Below are 16,446 nucleotides of genomic sequence, written 5' to 3'. Positions count from 1 at the left end.
AATAATGTATATTCTGTTGTCAATTTTATAAACTAATGGTACAATTTATTTAAACATTTAGTTGAAACTTTGTGTTAATGGTAAAGGAGAAATATATATTTATAACAAATGGAAAGGGTGACTTTAATTGACTGATTCACTTAATTTAATTCCATATTCGTTTTCAGATTTGGGAAGAGCTCCAACTACTACAAATAATTCTATTGCTCTTGGAAAGCCAGGAAAAGGTACAAAAACTCATTTTTTTAAAGAAAGTAACTTTAAACCAGAGCTTGCTCCAAAAAATGCAAAAGTTAAACGTATTAAAATTAATGATAAAAATTTAGTAGTTATGTCTTATTAACGTCACATTAAAAAATCCAGTCATTTGAAGAACGGCTGGATTTTTAATATTAAAGCATCTAAGTAATAAGGGAGTACAAATTCATGGGAAAAATAGGCTATATCCAAGTGAATAGTAATACCCAAAATGTAGATGGACAAATAAAAAAATTAAAGGGTGTTATTAAAGTGTTTGTTGATAACATGTGTGTTCAATCTACAGACCATTTACAACGTCTACAACACGTACAACGTTTACAACGTCCACAACAAATACAACGCCCGCAATTAAACGCTATGCTGGATTTTATTTGTACGGGTGACATTATTGTTATTACTGAATTAGATCAACTTAGTAGAAAGAAAAAAGAGTTGATAAAAATTATGAAGGATATTCAAAGGAAGGGCGCAACGCTTGAAGTTCTCAATCTTCATACATTTAAAGAAATAGAGAATCATAATTTAAGAGGATTAATTAATAACTTAATGATTGAGCTTTATAAATATCAAGATTTTCAAGAAGAAAATGAAAAGAAACGAATTAAAAACAGGCAAGCGAAAGGAATTGGAATAGCAAAAAAGCAGGGGAAATTTAAGGGCGGTAAGCCTAAGTATAAATTTGATAACCCGATTTTGCAGCAAGCTTTCAAATTATATTTAGAAGGTGAAACAGAGAAGCATATAGAGGAAGTAACTGGAATTAACAAAAGAACCTTCAGAAGATATAGAGAAAAATATAATGTCTATAGGCAAAAAGAAAGTACTTAAAAAGAAAGTAGGAAAAACAAATGACTATTACTATAAATGTAAGTTGTGATCTATCAGAGAATGTAGGATTTAATGATAAAAATCATCTTGTGAATTTTTTAAATTATTTATTTAGAACAGACAAAAAACAAAAGTGGACTAATGAATTAACGGATAATAACGTCTTTCTAATGAAATCAAAAGATGGATTAAATGTAATTCCATTCCCTAGAAGCATTGAGGAACGATTGAAGCTAAGAGATATGATGTACAAATTAGTATCAGGATTTATAGACCAGGATGATTTAAGGTATTTGAAAAACGATATTATATATCTGAATATATATGACGAAGAAACAGGTGATAATTGCGAACATCTATTGGATTCGGAACAGGTAGAACAATTATTATCACAAGTAATTTGGACAAAAAAGAGTGGTACGGAAAACATATTTTCTGTAGCGCATTTAGATCAAAAAGATTCTGTATTTCATGTGCATACGGTTTTAATGTTAGCAGAGTAAGAAGTTAAATTGTATTTAGAAGGTATAGAGAGAAATACCATGTTTATAGAAAAAGTAAAGAAAAGCAAAAGAATAAGAAACAGGAGTGTAAAACGGAAATTGCGGATTATTAGGAGGTACTACTTATGGGAAAAACGTTATTTATTGCTGAAAAACCGAAGGTAGCTGTTGAATTATTAAAATCACCTAGATTCAGAAACTCGCAGAAACATCCAGGCAGCAAGCCGTATTATGGCTACTATGAAAATGAAAATTACATTATTAGTTGGTGCAGAGGGCATTTATTAGAATTAAAATATCCAGAAGAAATAGATGAGAGATACAAAGAGTTCAAATTTGAGCACTTGCCAATTATTTTAGAGCCGGAATATAAGGAAAAATCGGATAGTCTTGAACAAATTGAAATATTGGTTAAGCTTTTAAATCGTCCTGATGTAGATCATGTCGCGAACGCATGTGACGCGGATAAAGAAGGTGAGCTTATCTATCGTGAGATAGTTGAATATGCAGGTGTGAACAAGCGAGAATCCCGCCTTTTTATCTCTTCCTATGAAGCTGCAGAATTAGAGGGAGCATTGAATCGCTTAGAACCAGGAGAAAATTATGATAGCCTTGCTCAATCAGCTAAAGCAAGGCAATACCTGGATTATATTCTAGGCATTAACGTTACAAGGGGCTGTACATCAAAATTAGCCAGAAACCAATTTTTATTAGCTTCTGGACGTGTTCAAATGTGTATCTTGAATGAAATACGTCAAAGGGAAATTGCTATCCAGAATTATAAAGAACAAACCTATTACAATTTAAAGTTACAAACGGAAAATGGTCTATCACCAGTGTTGAAAACAGAAGACCAACTTTTAGATCCATCCCCACTGCAAAAACTTGGAGATAGCTTAAAAGGAACAGATGTAATTGTAACAGAATTTAAAGAAAGCACGAGAAAAAAGAAACCCAAATTATTATATAACTTAACGGACATCTACAAAGATGCACATGCCAAGCTGAAGATAAATGCGGAGACAGCCAAAAAACATATTCAGAGTTTGTATGAAGAAGGCTTTATCACGTATCCTCGTTCTTCATCTAGGCACTTACCTACAGAACAAGTGGAACGAGTAAAGGAAGTAATGGGAGCATTAGAAAAGAGCGCCTATGCAAATCTCGTACAACAAGTAACCCCATCTTCTATTACAAAAAAACATACTACATTTAATGATGAACTAGTCAGCAGTCATTTTGCAATTATTCCAACAACAAAATTCTATGACGGAACTAACCGAAAGCCATTAGAAAAACAGTTATATGATTTGATTGTAAAGCGATTTATCGGAAACTTTATGAAACCAGCAATCTACCTGTTAAGGGAAGTACATTTTATAGATCAAGAGGGCAACACATACAGTACAAAAGAAAAAATTCTACAAGAGAAAGGATTTTTAAGTGTATTTCAAGAGGATATAGAAGAGGGATCGGTTGAGGCTTTTCAGATACCTGTTTTACAAGAAGGGGAATCTTTTAAAATCGTTCAGTATGAATTAATTGAGTCACGAACAAAGAAACCAGCTCTTCATACGGAAAGTTCTATTTTAACTTTTATGGAGACAGCGGGACGTAAATTGGATGATGAACATTTAAAAGAACTGATGAAAGGAAAACGGATAGGGACAGTCGCAACCGAAGAAACCTTTATTCCAAAATTGTTAGAGCGAAGCTATATTGATGTTACCAACAATCAGATTCGCACTACCAATACTGGTCGTGCATTTATAGATGCTTTTCCAGTAGATGAAATCAAGAATCCAGCTTATACGGCTGAAATGGAAGGAATGATTTACATGATTGAAAAAGAAGAAATGGAATTTGAGGAATTTGTAGAGAAAACAAACACGTTTGTAAAGGATACTGTAGAACAAATCGGTACAATGGATGATAAAGTTTCGGATGATATTATTAATACGTGGAATCAGCAAATTGAGGTGTGTAAATGCCCTTGTAGAAAAGGAAAAATCCTTCATAAAGGCAACTTCTACGGTTGCAGTAATTATCCTGAATGTGAAATATCTTTACCGAAGAAAATTAAAGAAAAAGCAATTCCAGAGGCGCAAGTGAAAAAGTTGTTTGAAGATAAGAAAACAGACCTTTTAAAAGGGTTTAAATCCAATGAGAAAGAATTTTCTGCTTATATAGTGTTTCATGAAGGAAAAATCAAGTTTCAGTTTCCAACAGAAGAGGAGCTATCATTTGGTAAATGTCCAAAATGCAAAAAAGGGGAGATCCTTAATCGCAAAACATTTTACGGCTGTACAGATCATAAAAACGGATGTGATTTTACGTTACCAGCCAAGATAAAAGGAAAAACTATTCCTGGCAATCAGATAAAAAAATTAATTCAGTATAAAACAACAGATTTTATAAATGGTTTTCAAGGAGAAAAGGGAGAATTTACAGCAGCTATCTATATGGAGACAGTAGGAAGTTTGAAATTTCGCTTTCCAACGACTGAAGACCGTACAATTGGTAAATGTCCATTATGTAAGAGTAGGGTTATTGTAGGGAAAAGTAACTACTTATGTGAGCGTTACAAAAAGGGATGTGACTTCATTATTTTTGGTACATTTTCAGGAAAAAATCTAAGTAGTAGCCATGTGAAAAAATTATTAGAAAAAAATGTGACGGATCAAATTAAAGGATTTGTATCAAACAAAACTGGAAAGAAATTTGACGCTCGTTTATCATATAGTGTACAGGAGAAGCGACTAAAATTCTTATTTGGTAAATAAAAATTAAAATAAGGATATGACAGCCTAAATGTTAACTTAGGCTGTCTTTTTTTATTTAGAAATAAAGAACACTTATAAACACACTTGTAAGTATACTTATAAGTGTGTTAAAATAGAATTAAGAAATAAAAGGGAAAGTTAATGCCTATGTATGATAAATTCAAGGTTTTCAGATAAAACATAAAAAATTGAAGGACTTAAACAGGTTCTTCAAGATGAAAGGGGAAGTTAAATAGTGAAAATTATTGCAGTAAACATAAATAAAGGTGGTACAGGGAAATCAACGATTTCATATACTTTTGCCAAGTGGTTAACACAGGTGAAAAAGAAAAAAGTATTACTAATTGATGGAGATCATTCATGTAATTTAAGTTATTCATTTTCTTGTGATAGCCCAACTTCCATTTTAGGAGTTTTTACAAAAGAGAATGTAGAAATTCATAATGTAGGAGAAAATCTTGATTTTATCAGAGGTTCGGAACACTTAGAAGATAATACTCTTGATTTAAAATCTAAACAGAATAACTGCTTACTACTATTTATGTGGATCTCTGATAATATATCTAAATTAAAAGAATATGATTATGTAATTATTGATACTCACAATGATACAAGTTTAGTTACTTCAAACTTTTTAGCTGTTGCTGATGTTGTACTTGGGGTATCTGAACCTTCCCGTAATGGTTTCCGAGCTTGGTTAGAATTAGAGAAGACATTAGATTTTCTGAAAAAAGAATTAGTGGATGTTATATCACGTAAAACTTATGTTACGGCTACTCCTTATTTAATTGCTAACAAAGTTGACCATATCAGTAATAGCAGCAAACAATTTATTGATTTGGCAAAAGAACAACCGAATTATATTGGGATGATACAAAAGAAAGAGTTACTTGTAAAAACTTTATTAGAAGATACTAGTATTTTTGAAATGAAAGAAAAAATGAGTAAAAAAGAAAAAGAAAGACACGAAAAATTTTATGACCATATAGATGAGGTCTTCTCAAAAGTAATCGAAATAACAGATAAAACAGAGTAAAGGAGAAATGAAAAATGTCTAAATTTGAAGAGAATATACAAATAAATACACCTAACCCTTATGATAAAGCAGAGGAAGAAGCAAAGAATAAAGGAAATGCCTCAACACCTGGCAAGTTTGCAATGAATATTCCAAAAGGAAAAGAAAAAAAAGAACAAATGTCACTCATGTTTACGAAAACACATAAACAAAAGGCTCGTAGAATTGCAAAAAAACATGATATGAGTGTGAGTGAATTATTTGGCCACTTGTTAGATCAGCTTGATGAAGAAGAATAAAATAATCAAAAAACTTATAAGTACACTTGCAAGTGTACTTATAAGTTTATAGTGGTGAATTTATATATTTGTGGCGTAAAGATAGTTGTTTTATAGAAAATAATTAGTGGGGTGGGTTTAATGTTTTCTAGTCTTTTTAAAGGTAAAAATAATAAAGAGGACTTACCAACTAGTAAAAGCATTCCTAATTTCATATACAAAAACTTTGAATTTCGTAAAGATAATGTAGATGGGGTAATAGAATATGAAGTTATTATGGTTGATACAACAGCAGATGGTAAGCCAATATATATAAAAAAATACACAATTAAAATTTCTCATGATATTAGTTTTTCTTCCAAATGGTTTAATTTAAAAAATGAACTGACTTCTAGCCATTTTGAAGTGGTCCCTTGCTCTGGAATTGAAAAAGTCACCACTGAATTTAAATGCAACCGTAATTATGGATATAACTATGATTTTAATTTTAAATTTTGGCATAAAACAAACACTGAATTGGCTGCGGTTTCTGATAAGACGTATATATATATGGGAGGAGGGGCTACAAATCCTGAATATCATGAAGGTATGGAAGAACTGTTTTATCAAATACAAAGAGATATGCAAATAGCTATAGAGAACACTCAAAAATAAATAAAAGAGGAAGGTGGGGAAAGTGAATAAGTTAGAAATAAGAAATATATTGACTAACAATGAGAATGCAGGAATAGTTTATGATTTCATAAGGGATGAAGTAATTTTGCTCATACGTGGAGATGAAAAAGAAAACCTAAAAGTAATTGATACATTTGATTCATTTACCTATGCCGATAAAAAAGATTATTGGGATCAATTTATAAGAAATTGCGGTATTGAATTTGAGAATAATTTAGGTACGTATGAAGAAGAAAAAGATAAATCCTTGGCACTATATAATTATTATTTTAAAGATAGTAATCAAGGACATGAAGAAATGAAAATTCAAGAAATAAAAAAAGAAGATCGCAAACGATTAAATAAATATCAGGAATATTTTGATTTACCTTTAGTTTTTATTCTGATTTCACTTATCTTTAGTACACCTTTTCTTTTACATCTAAAGATATCTGATATAAAACCTTTAACGGGGTTTGCTGAATTTCTGGCTTTTATTATTTCAATATCAATAATGTCATATATGCTAGTGCGTATGATTAAAGTCGCACGTTCAGAAAAAGCGGGAATAAAAGAAATATCAACAATGGGTATATCAGTAATAATAATAGTTTGGTTCATGTTTGTATGTCGTGCAATTGTACAGTGAAAACAAAAAACTTATAAGTATACTTACAAGTGTACTTATAAGTTTTTTTATTTCTTACGCTTCTAAATTTATCATGTTGATTGTAATTATATGTTCTCCCATCCTTGTTCTCCTTCAGCCTAACACTACAGTCGCTATTGAGGTCAAGGGGCAAAATTTTATGACCTCCCATCCCAACGATAGTGGATTTTGGCCGTACTTTGACCTGCTGCGTCCTCCGTCCTCGCATCCCAAGAACGGCAACAAAATGCTCACTATTGTATGACCTGGTGCGTTTCACAAAATTTTGGCTAATACCCTTGACCTCAGCTCCCTCCGTGTTAAGCATCAGTCGAACAAGGAAATATGCTAGCGCATATTAAAATCCTACACCCCCGAAGGAGGCTCTTTAAATGAGTGAACAATATTTTACAGTTATTAAGTGGCATGTAGATGATTTGAAAACCTGTTTTAAACTAAGAGGTATACCAGCAACTGAAGAGAACATTGCAATCTTTTTAAATAGTCGTGCTCCTAAAACTTTAAATGAACGAAGTACAGAGGTGGGATATGAAATTTTGGATACGCTTATTTCTGACTTATCGGACGAATTTTGCATTTCCGATGAACTGGAAATAATAATAGAATTAATTGATATTGGATGGAGTGGCGTTACGTATGAAGAAGTAATTGAAGGATGGAATGTATTACTTTCTAATAATGAAGATCCAACCCTTAGTGAGATTTATGCAATTATCGAAGCTTACAATGAAGGAGTTTATAAATATAAAGAAAAACCTAATATTGTTGTAGATGAAGTTATGAAGAAATTAAGTCAATTATTTGGTAACTATTACGGCCAAAAGCAAGCCGAATATACGAGTCTATATTTGTAAAAATACGCTAATTTTTCATTGTTACAAAATGATATTTTTAGTATAAATTAATTATATGAACACCGATTTAATAATAAGTTGAGGAGTGAAGAAAATGAAAATGACAGCTAATCTCGAATATGATTTAACAACATATTGGCCGATGAATAGGGATGAAGAGATTAAAGTTAATGCCATCACAAATTTTAGGGGAACAGAAAAAGAAATGATTCAGCTACTAAATCAACATGTAGGTAACAAGTCATTTGTAAACCAAGTTTGGAATTTAACTGAAATGAGGGCTTGTTATAAAGTGGGATTTCGTCCATACGGAGAACAAATGACATATCAGCAAGCTGTAACATTCATGAAGGAAAAAGGCTCAATTTGTATGACGATTAATATCTAAATAAAAGAGGTAGTTTGTAAATACAAGCTACCTTTCCTAGATCCATATTATAAAAGTTCAAGGTCAAAATCATGGATAGGTCATGTTTTCACATGACCGTTCGGATTAAAATTGCACGACATCAATGTCGCACTAAGCCAGCATTTTATTAAAATAAAATGCTGGCTTGAAAGACTATTCGAAGAAGATCAGTAACAATAGTGAAGAGTTGTATTTTCCAATCATTCTGTATCTCTAACTTATTTTTTCAACGTTTAATACTGATTTTTCTTCTAATGGAAAAATCACTTCTAGTTCGTTTTTGATAGCTGGTGTGACAATATCCCTACCCTCAAATTTCTTCATAAATTCTAAATATCCAATAAAACTAATTGCAGGATTATCTTTTGTTGCTACTGCTGTAATTATGGTATGAGAATACGATGGATAGAACCAAGATAGACCATTAAAGTTCTCAGCTAGTGTCCATGACACATAATGGTTATCATAATCTATTTCATTTAGATCTTTATGAACTCTTCTTATTTTTCCTGTATACAGTAGACCTTTTGCATGTTCACTTATTTCTTTATCTTCGCTGTTCGCCAATTTACGAAAATCCTGTATTACTTGTTTCCAAATTTTATCTGTTATGCCTAAATTACTTCTACGACTTCCTTCTTTTGTATGATTTATCCAATCTAAAAATAATTCTTCTAGCTTCATTTTTGACTCCTTATTTTTTAATACATATCATTATACTCTTTTGAATAAATTAATGTCCTTTGTATATAAAAAATTAAAGTCTTAAAAATCATTTGGGCTCATTAACAGTCTGTAAGCCAGCACAAAACACTGGCTAACAGACTGATAACACCGGCCCTCACCTACTCCACGCGCGAACCCGCTCTTGTAAGCAAGGAAGGGAAAGCAAGGGAGAAACAATAGCTGGGTTCCAGCCTGTCGCTTAACGGCGTGTCCGTAGCGTTTTTTTTAAGATCAGCTTCGAAGAAGAAAAGACTTGAAAGTCATTCAAGAAGAATAAAAGCAAGCCCGCTTCACAACCCTTCCACTTCTTGGCCTGGCAGCCCAATGAGGCTATCATGGGGAAACGCTCGGCAATTCGCTAAACCCATGCGAATTGTTCCACTACGCTTACGCTTCGTTTCGGGCAACGCTGGGTAGTATTTTTTTGAGAACCCCACTCAAAAAAATCTCCACCCGCTAAGAACGCCCCCTTTGCGCACTCTCCCCATGATTCGTTGCCAGTGCGCCAGGACCCCTCCGTTCCAGTGTTGTTACGCTCAGTTGAAATCCCTAGATTACATGTTTTGTCGAAAAGTGTCTAACGAAAATATACCAAAAATATCATAAAACACTACAAATAATATGATATTTTTGGTATAATTAAGTTAAGGAAAGGGGGAAGAAAAAGCCGATAAAAAGAGCAAATTCTATAGGCTCTATAACCGATTTAATAATAAGTTGAGGAGTGGGAAAATTGAAATCTGCTAATAAAAAATATGTGAAAACAAGAGTTGAATTTCGTATTAAGGAAATAGGTCTTAATTGGGAGGAAACACCAGTAATTGCAAACATCGAATTAGATGTACCAGAGGACGATGTAATAAATGCGGTACAACTTGTAGCGGAGCAAATGGCGGTAACAAACGGAAAGCAAGTCAGATGGAACTTTTTTGAACGATTACAAGGATACTACACTCGAACTCAATAATCGCAAAATGAAGGGGAGAAAATCCCCTTCTACTAAAAAATCTAAAATTAGGGGGACTACACTTGGAAACAGTATATGAGGTTCTAAAAATTAAGCAAGTTGGACGTAAAAAGAAATGGAAATTTGATTTTGACCATCAACAAATTAAAAGCCCTGAAAATGCTGCCGAAGTTGCACGGCATTATATTGGTGATGAAGATAGAGAAGTATTTTTTGTAATATGTTTAGATACCAAAAATAATATTAATGCAATACATCGGGCGCATGTTGGCTCAATAAATTCTTCTGTAATACATCCAAGGGAAATATTTAAATGCGCTATACTAAATAATTCCTTTTCTGTAATGTTTTTCCATAACCACCCTTCAGGAGATCCGACTGCAAGTCCTCAAGACATTGAAGTCACAAAACGATTAAAAGAATGTGGTTTGATATTAGGAGTTGAAGTACTCGACCATATTATCATTGGAAAGCACAGATTTGTAAGTTTAAGAGAAAAAGGTTATTTGTAATATTTTTTGAGGCTGGTAGATCTAGCCTCAAAAAAATTCCAAAAGGAAGCGACATAAAAACACATGTCGCCTTGATTGAAAAAGCAAGCTGAAGCTTGCAAAATACAAAAATCCCAAAATAGAGGAGGAATTTAAAATGAGTTTACACATGGATATGGATGTAAATATAAATCAAAATTATCAAGAAGAGTTCTGTTGTAATGTATGCGGGGAAGCAATGCATGAAGGTTATGTTGTATACAATGGTCATTATTATGAGTATTACGATTTTAAAAGATGCTTACATAGTGTTTACACTCCTAAAGAATATAAGCAAATGCAAGAAGAAGATAGGGCATATAAGACACAATATATTTAATAAAAGAGATTTAAAATAGGAAAATATAAATCTAGGTAAATATGCCTATTTTCAGTAAATTTTGTTAATTAATGACTGATTTATGTTATAATTAAATTATGAATATGAAGGGAGGTGATAAAAGAAAAACTAAGGAAAGGAGGTGTAATCTTGGGGGAGTTGGAGAATCTGTTAAAATTGTTGTTAATGGTTGCAACTATTCTTTCTACAATAGCGATAGCATTTACCAATATAATTACCGGTATAAAAAACCTACAAGAAATGAGAAAGAATAGTGCCAACAAGAAAAAAGACAAAAATAAAGAGCAACGAAACCGACCAAAGAAACGTTGCTCCAAATAACCATTTAATTGCAAAGCAGGTGGAAAGTCCTATGACTTTCTTCCTGTTCTCCAACTTAATTATAACATATGACAATTAAAAGAGGAAAATTCCATACATCTAACTTCCAAATGTTGTTTATATTTAGCATCATATTTGCCGTTGTTATTGATTTTCAGTCTATAGGGGCAACAGATTATATATATATTGTGTGTTTTGGTGTTTGGATTTTCAGTCTACTTATAACTTTGATTTTGAGGAATTGGATCAGTGAAAAATAACAATTTGTAAGTGCACGGTACACTTTTTGTATCGTGCACTTAAATAACTATTTCTTACTAATAGTAAAATATGTTATTATATTAAGTGTAGTGAGCAATCACTATTCTTCAACTTATTAATAAATCGGTTAGAGCCCTCTGTTCGGAAAAACAGGGGGCTCTTTTTATACTAAAAATATCATAAACACTTTACATTTTATGATATTTTTAGTATAATTTAATTAGATGGTAATCCATCTACACCGATTTATTAACTAAGTGGAGGGAAAAATACATGATTAAACAAAGATTTGCGAAGAAGTCCCAAAGGGGCATCTTTTTACAAGATAAAGAGTTAATGAAGACTGTTTTTAAGCCTGGTACACACTTTCAATATGTAATTGATGTAAATCATAGAAAAGTAGTTATATTGCCAGCACAAGAAGGAAATACAGTTTCAAAACGTAAATTTCAAGATAAACAGAAATCTGTTATAGATATTCGGAAAAAAGAAGCACTTTCCGCTTTTGAAGGATGCGACTATTTACAAGTAAGTATTTATAAAGATGAAATACGTATTGAGGGATTTGAAGAAAACCTTGTATCTTGTGGATCTGAAGATAAACTTACACGCATACAACAAAAATCTAAAAAAGTTATAGATATTGAACAAATATTACAGGTTAAAAAGAAAGTTGAAATTGTATGTAGTAAAAGAGAGCTTCAGCAAGTCTCAAATGGTCTATTTACCCAAACAAATATCTTTGACTTTATTGAAGATACAACATCACAAACAGCTTCAATTTCATCACTAGAAGCCTTTAAAAATGCACATATACCACTTCAAGTTGTAAGCCTATTTTCGGGGGCTGGCGTACTTGATTGGGCGTTTCGTGAGGAAGGGTTTGATATAGTTTTTGCCCTTGAAATAGATGAAGATGCGGTCAAGACATATCGTGAAAATTTAGGGAATCATATAGTTTGTAGTGATATTGAAAAATACCCAATAGGGAAAATACCACATGCTCCAATTATGATTGCTGGACCACCATGTCAAGGTTTAACAAATGAAAATCGAAAAACAAATTACTTAGAAAACCCTAAAAACAAAGGAATTAAAGATTTTATCGAGAGAATTCAAGCCAATCCAAATTGCCAAGTTTTTGTTATAGAAAACGTTCCGCAAATGCTAACAGCTGGTGAAGGGCATTTTAAAGATGAGATTCTTGAAAAACTTTCGGATTTTGATATTTCATACGGTGTGTTAAACGCCGTAGATTTTGGAAGTGCACAGCATAGGCTTAGATCCGTTGTAATTGGCTCTAAAATAGGGAAAATTGAGTTGCCTAAAGCAATATATTCAGAACAGGAATATCGTACAGTTAGAGAGGCATTTCAAGGGTTACATGATAATATCCCGAATCAAAATGACTATTCCAAACCTAAAGAGATAACCCTAGAAAGAATGAAGCATGTACCTGAAGGTGGCAATATTTTTGATATTCCTGAAGAAATTAGACCAAAAGGTAAACATTCGAATATGTATAAGCGTTTATCTTGGGATAAGCCATCAATTACTATACCAAATCCGAGAAAAGCTGTTATTACACATCCTAGTAAAAATAGAATTTTAACCATTCGTGAGTGTGCAAGACTTTTGGGATTACCCGATTCATTTATTTTTAAAGGGAAACGTCCTAGTATGCAACAGCAAGTGGGTAATGCTGTAACTGTTGAGTTATTTAGAGCAGTTGCAAACAAGATTAAAGGAGGAATAACAGCATTCAAACAGCAAGTTGCGTTGGTATAAAAAGAAATAAAAAATTATTTGGGCTCATTAACAGTCTGTAAGCCAGCACAAAACACTGGCTAACAGACTGATAACACCGGCCCCCACCTACTCCACGCGCGAACCCGCTCTTGTAAGCAAGGAAGGGAAAACAAGGGAGAAACAATAGCTGGGTTCCAGCCTGTCGCTTAACGGCGTGTCCGTAGCGTTTTTCTAAGATCAGCTTCGAAGAAGAAAAGACTTGAAAGTCATTCAAGAAGAATAAAAAATAAACCCGCTCCGCAACCCTTGCACTTCCTAGCCTGGCAGCCGTAATAGGCTATCACAGGGAAACGCTCGTCAATCCGCTAAAAGCATGCGGATTGCTCCACTTCGTTCCGTTTTTTGCTTAACGATTACTTTTCTTGACGGAAAAGTAATCTACAAAAACACTTCGCGCACTCTCCCTGTGATTCCTTGCCAGTACGCCAGCCTTTACGTTCCAGTGTTGCTCCACTCAGAATAAATCCCCAGATTAAGAGTTTTGTCGAAAAGTGTCTATCGAAATACATACCAAAATTATCACAAAACCTATACAAAATATGATAATTTTGGTATAATTAATTTAACGAAAGGAGGAAAGAAAAAATCAATATAAAGAGCAAATTCTAAAGGCTCATATAACCGATTTAATAATAAGTTGAGGAGTGAAGGTAATGAAAAAATATGAAGATATTTTACAATCAGATGAAAAGTTTAGATATCAACTATTAAGCCGTCTGCAAATGGACTGTAATTATTATTTAGGATATGGAAATAGAGGTAAAAATGCACTTTGGGCAAAGGATGAGAAAGAGCAAATTGAAATAATGAAAGAGTTGTGGAAAAGTTTTGCGGAAGGCGATAAACCAGAATGGCTAACATGGGACGATATTATGAATTATGAATCTAAAATGATTGAATAAAAATTGTATCTTATCTCCTGTATGCCTATATAACCGATTTAATAATAAGTTGAGGAGTGAAAGTATGAACGCTAAAAAATCATTTTATCGCACAATGCTTGAAGAGAAGAAGCTTATGCATAAAACATTTATGGTGAAATGTGATGGTGTGACACACATTTTCAATGTTGAAAGAATGGTTGCACTGATTGAAGAAGCTCCTGAAGAAGAACAAGTTAAAGTTAAAGAAGTGTTTTCATACTTAGATTTTCGTAATGGAGATTTAATGCACTATCTACATTTTTTAGCTGAATGCTATGTGATGATGAATTACCAAACAGCATAAAAATAAGGAGTTGTAATCATGGATAATACAAAAACAATTTATCAGTTTGTAACCCTTAAACAAGGTGGGAAACTCCGTACTACAGAATTTCAACATACAGAAATCCCATTTCTGACTAAAGGGTATCACGAAAGTAAAAGTACACGAAAAGAATTACAAATGCAACCGAAGTTCTGCGGTTTTTGTGGTCCAATGTGGGGAGGCTACACAGGAGACGGAAAGCCAGTCATTAGATATGAAAGCACTGAAGCGTATAGTGCGTTATCAATATAATTAAGTGGGAGTGAATTGAATAATGGAATTATCCAAAAAACAATTACTAAGCCGTCTGAATAAAAAAGTTAACAAACTGTTTTCTAAGAAAGAACAAGAAGTTATACAATGGACGGATGATAAAGAAGATAAGGTATCCTATTCATGGAACTTTCAATTCGAAGGACTTAATCACTTTTTAGCAATTAATAAACGTACTGGTAGTATCACTCACGGAAGTTATGGTGCTTCAAAGTAGTTAAGTAACAACCAAAATCACATACCAAATTTATCATATAATATGATAAATTTGGTATAGTTTGAAAGTGGAGGGATTGCCGAATGATTACACTTAAATATAGTGAGCCAGTAAAAGGAACATACGAAAATAAAGAATATGATTTTGATAGATACGATTTTATTAAAAAAAGACCAATATCAACACATGAAACATCTGTCGTTGTAGATTTTATAGGGAATAAGATTACAGGCGATACAATCGCATATGGCTCATGGTACGACATCGAATTACAGGAATGTATTGAGTATCTAAAAACACTACAGCCTAGTGAAATTCTGCGGGATTTTAGCCACTTAATTGTTCCAGAAACAAAGAGCACTTTAAATACAATTGAAAAGTCATTCGTATGGCAATTATCAAATGAAGAGGAAGGAAAAGATTTAGTGGAGTGTATCATACATTCATTTGAAATGTATGATGAAATTGAAGACGATGATGACCATGTAGGAAACATTCTAATTACGATTGGTCATCGTGAACGAATGGAATTGACCATATGGAACAGCGGTTGCTCTGACCCAACAAACCCCAACCATGAAGACCATTATGTATGCTTACCTACAATGCTTGAAGAGAGTGAAGAAGACCCATTTGAAAATGTACAAATTAGTGATTTATTAGCTCGGGTAGGAGCTTAAAAACTCAAATTCGTAGGGAGGATACTATGCAAGCACCTATAATTGTTCTTGTTGTATACGACTATTTCAACGGAGATAAGGATAGTGAAGTATCTTTGTTTTTAGACATGGAAAAGGCAAAAGCATACGGTAAGAAATTGGCTAAAAATTATTTGGAGAATAATGACCTTACAGCAAAGGATTTTCAAGGGGAATGTGATACTTTTAATGAACTAGAAGATGATTCAGGTTACTGGTTTAACACCTGGTTGGATAAAACATATGATAAATATAACGTAGCTGTTTACGAAGGGAAATTCGAAGATATTTGTCAATGATGGAGGGGATACTTTGTTTTATACAGTTGTAGCAAGGTTTGATTTGCGTAGTTATGGTCATGTTGCTAATGGAACCTTTTTAAATTTAGATAATGCAAATAAGTTTGCTGCGGAACAAAAACAAGAATTTTTTGATAGGGTTCAAGACGATTCGCCTAATTACTATGCTGGTGTTGTTCTAGATGAAGAATATACTATTCATGAGGAAAATGAAAGGCTATTTCATTTTTACGGTATTACTGATGATGAAGAGAATGTGGTAGACATCAAAGTACATGAATCTATTTTTATAGATGAACCTCAAGCAATTATTACAGTACCGGAAGTAATTTCTTAATAGTAATTAATGTAAGGGGGGAAAAAGCTCCCCTTACATTAATAAAAATGAAGTAGATCAGGAAGAAAATCTACGCATGGATGCGACATAAAAACACATGTCGCTTTGAATAAAACGCTGGTATCGAACCAGCGAGGGAATTAC

22 protein-coding genes and 1 pseudogene are annotated in these 16,446 nt (G+C 32.9%); 22 read left to right on the top strand and 1 reads right to left on the bottom strand.

What is annotated here, in order from left to right:
* Positions 1 to 148: 148 nt before the first annotated feature.
* The 10 genes from AC3WTA_RS27415 to AC3WTA_RS27370 all read left to right on the top strand — a co-directional run bounded on the left by AC3WTA_RS27415 (position 149) and on the right by AC3WTA_RS27370 (position 8,234).
* Positions 149 to 343 carry a hypothetical protein gene (locus AC3WTA_RS27415; RefSeq protein ID WP_492333145.1) on the top strand — a complete coding sequence of 65 codons (195 nt, stop codon included), beginning with the start codon at positions 149 to 151 and terminating at the stop codon, positions 341 to 343.
* An 83-nt stretch (positions 344 to 426) separates the two neighbouring features.
* A complete protein-coding gene (locus AC3WTA_RS27410) occupies positions 427 to 1,089 on the top strand; it encodes a recombinase family protein (protein WP_492333122.1) in 663 nt (220 codons plus the stop codon).
* Positions 1,090 to 1,109: 20 nt separating this feature from the next.
* Positions 1,110 to 1,592 carry a hypothetical protein gene (locus AC3WTA_RS27405; protein WP_492333121.1) on the top strand — a complete coding sequence of 161 codons (483 nt, stop codon included), beginning with the start codon at positions 1,110 to 1,112 and terminating at the stop codon, positions 1,590 to 1,592.
* 125 nt (positions 1,593 to 1,717) lie between these two features.
* A complete protein-coding gene (locus AC3WTA_RS27400; protein ID WP_492333120.1) occupies positions 1,718 to 4,375 on the top strand; it encodes a type IA DNA topoisomerase in 2,658 nt (885 codons plus the stop codon).
* Positions 4,376 to 4,610: 235 nt separating this feature from the next.
* Positions 4,611 to 5,411 (top strand): ParA family protein, encoded by an 801-nt coding sequence (locus AC3WTA_RS27395; RefSeq protein ID WP_346724856.1) that lies wholly within the window; start codon positions 4,611 to 4,613, stop codon positions 5,409 to 5,411.
* A 14-nt stretch (positions 5,412 to 5,425) separates the two neighbouring features.
* The gene (locus AC3WTA_RS27390) at positions 5,426 to 5,689 is read left to right on the top strand and encodes a hypothetical protein (RefSeq protein ID WP_492333119.1); all 264 of its coding nucleotides are present in this window, start codon (positions 5,426 to 5,428) and stop codon (positions 5,687 to 5,689) included.
* A gap of 120 nt (positions 5,690 to 5,809) precedes the next feature.
* Entirely contained in the window at positions 5,810 to 6,322 is a 513-nt protein-coding gene (locus AC3WTA_RS27385) for a hypothetical protein (RefSeq protein WP_346724854.1), read from the top strand.
* Between the two features lie 22 nt (positions 6,323 to 6,344).
* A complete protein-coding gene (locus AC3WTA_RS27380; protein ID WP_492333118.1) occupies positions 6,345 to 6,971 on the top strand; it encodes a hypothetical protein in 627 nt (208 codons plus the stop codon).
* A gap of 392 nt (positions 6,972 to 7,363) precedes the next feature.
* Positions 7,364 to 7,846, top strand: a complete 483-nt coding sequence (locus AC3WTA_RS27375; protein ID WP_492333117.1) for a hypothetical protein — start codon at positions 7,364 to 7,366, stop codon at positions 7,844 to 7,846.
* Positions 7,847 to 7,940: 94 nt separating this feature from the next.
* A complete protein-coding gene (locus AC3WTA_RS27370) occupies positions 7,941 to 8,234 on the top strand; it encodes a hypothetical protein (protein WP_492333116.1) in 294 nt (97 codons plus the stop codon).
* A gap of 234 nt (positions 8,235 to 8,468) precedes the next feature.
* Here AC3WTA_RS27370 and AC3WTA_RS27365 read toward each other — a convergent pair whose 3' ends face one another.
* Positions 8,469 to 8,939, bottom strand: a complete 471-nt coding sequence (locus AC3WTA_RS27365; RefSeq protein ID WP_492333115.1) for a hypothetical protein — start codon at positions 8,937 to 8,939, stop codon at positions 8,469 to 8,471.
* A 775-nt stretch (positions 8,940 to 9,714) separates the two neighbouring features.
* Here AC3WTA_RS27365 and AC3WTA_RS27360 point away from each other — a divergent pair.
* The 12 genes and pseudogenes from AC3WTA_RS27360 (at position 9,715) to AC3WTA_RS27305 (ending at position 16,302) form a co-directional block, all read left to right on the top strand.
* Complete coding sequence (locus AC3WTA_RS27360) at positions 9,715 to 9,948, top strand: hypothetical protein (RefSeq protein ID WP_098276065.1); 234 nt, start codon at positions 9,715 to 9,717, stop codon at positions 9,946 to 9,948.
* 56 nt (positions 9,949 to 10,004) lie between these two features.
* A pseudogene (locus tag AC3WTA_RS27355) lies at positions 10,005 to 10,460 on the top strand (JAB domain-containing protein); the annotation flags it as partial.
* Between the two features lie 136 nt (positions 10,461 to 10,596).
* Positions 10,597 to 10,818, top strand: a complete 222-nt coding sequence (locus tag AC3WTA_RS27350; RefSeq protein ID WP_492333114.1) for a hypothetical protein — start codon at positions 10,597 to 10,599, stop codon at positions 10,816 to 10,818.
* A gap of 150 nt (positions 10,819 to 10,968) precedes the next feature.
* On the top strand, positions 10,969 to 11,160 hold the full coding sequence (locus tag AC3WTA_RS27345) for a hypothetical protein (protein WP_492333113.1): 192 nt from the start codon (positions 10,969 to 10,971) through the stop codon (positions 11,158 to 11,160).
* 534 nt (positions 11,161 to 11,694) lie between these two features.
* Complete coding sequence (locus AC3WTA_RS27340) at positions 11,695 to 13,209, top strand: DNA cytosine methyltransferase (RefSeq protein WP_492333112.1); 1,515 nt, start codon at positions 11,695 to 11,697, stop codon at positions 13,207 to 13,209.
* A 674-nt stretch (positions 13,210 to 13,883) separates the two neighbouring features.
* Entirely contained in the window at positions 13,884 to 14,132 is a 249-nt protein-coding gene (locus AC3WTA_RS27335) for an LPD11 domain-containing protein (protein WP_492333111.1), read from the top strand.
* Positions 14,133 to 14,196: 64 nt separating this feature from the next.
* The gene (locus tag AC3WTA_RS27330; protein ID WP_000992223.1) at positions 14,197 to 14,457 is read left to right on the top strand and encodes a hypothetical protein; all 261 of its coding nucleotides are present in this window, start codon (positions 14,197 to 14,199) and stop codon (positions 14,455 to 14,457) included.
* A gap of 18 nt (positions 14,458 to 14,475) precedes the next feature.
* On the top strand, positions 14,476 to 14,730 hold the full coding sequence (locus AC3WTA_RS27325) for a hypothetical protein (protein WP_098330410.1): 255 nt from the start codon (positions 14,476 to 14,478) through the stop codon (positions 14,728 to 14,730).
* A 22-nt stretch (positions 14,731 to 14,752) separates the two neighbouring features.
* The gene (locus tag AC3WTA_RS27320) at positions 14,753 to 14,968 is read left to right on the top strand and encodes a hypothetical protein (RefSeq protein ID WP_098276073.1); all 216 of its coding nucleotides are present in this window, start codon (positions 14,753 to 14,755) and stop codon (positions 14,966 to 14,968) included.
* A gap of 83 nt (positions 14,969 to 15,051) precedes the next feature.
* Positions 15,052 to 15,648 (top strand): hypothetical protein, encoded by a 597-nt coding sequence (locus AC3WTA_RS27315; protein ID WP_098330411.1) that lies wholly within the window; start codon positions 15,052 to 15,054, stop codon positions 15,646 to 15,648.
* 26 nt (positions 15,649 to 15,674) lie between these two features.
* Positions 15,675 to 15,965, top strand: coding sequence for a hypothetical protein (locus AC3WTA_RS27310; protein WP_098330412.1), 291 nt, complete (start codon positions 15,675 to 15,677; stop codon positions 15,963 to 15,965).
* 13 nt (positions 15,966 to 15,978) lie between these two features.
* A complete protein-coding gene (locus AC3WTA_RS27305) occupies positions 15,979 to 16,302 on the top strand; it encodes a hypothetical protein (RefSeq protein ID WP_098330413.1) in 324 nt (107 codons plus the stop codon).
* The last annotated feature ends 144 nt before the right edge of the window (positions 16,303 to 16,446 follow it).

Source organism: Bacillus sp. EB106-07-01-XG149 (assembly GCF_058791555.1).
This window is presented reverse-complemented; position numbering and strand designations above follow the sequence as displayed.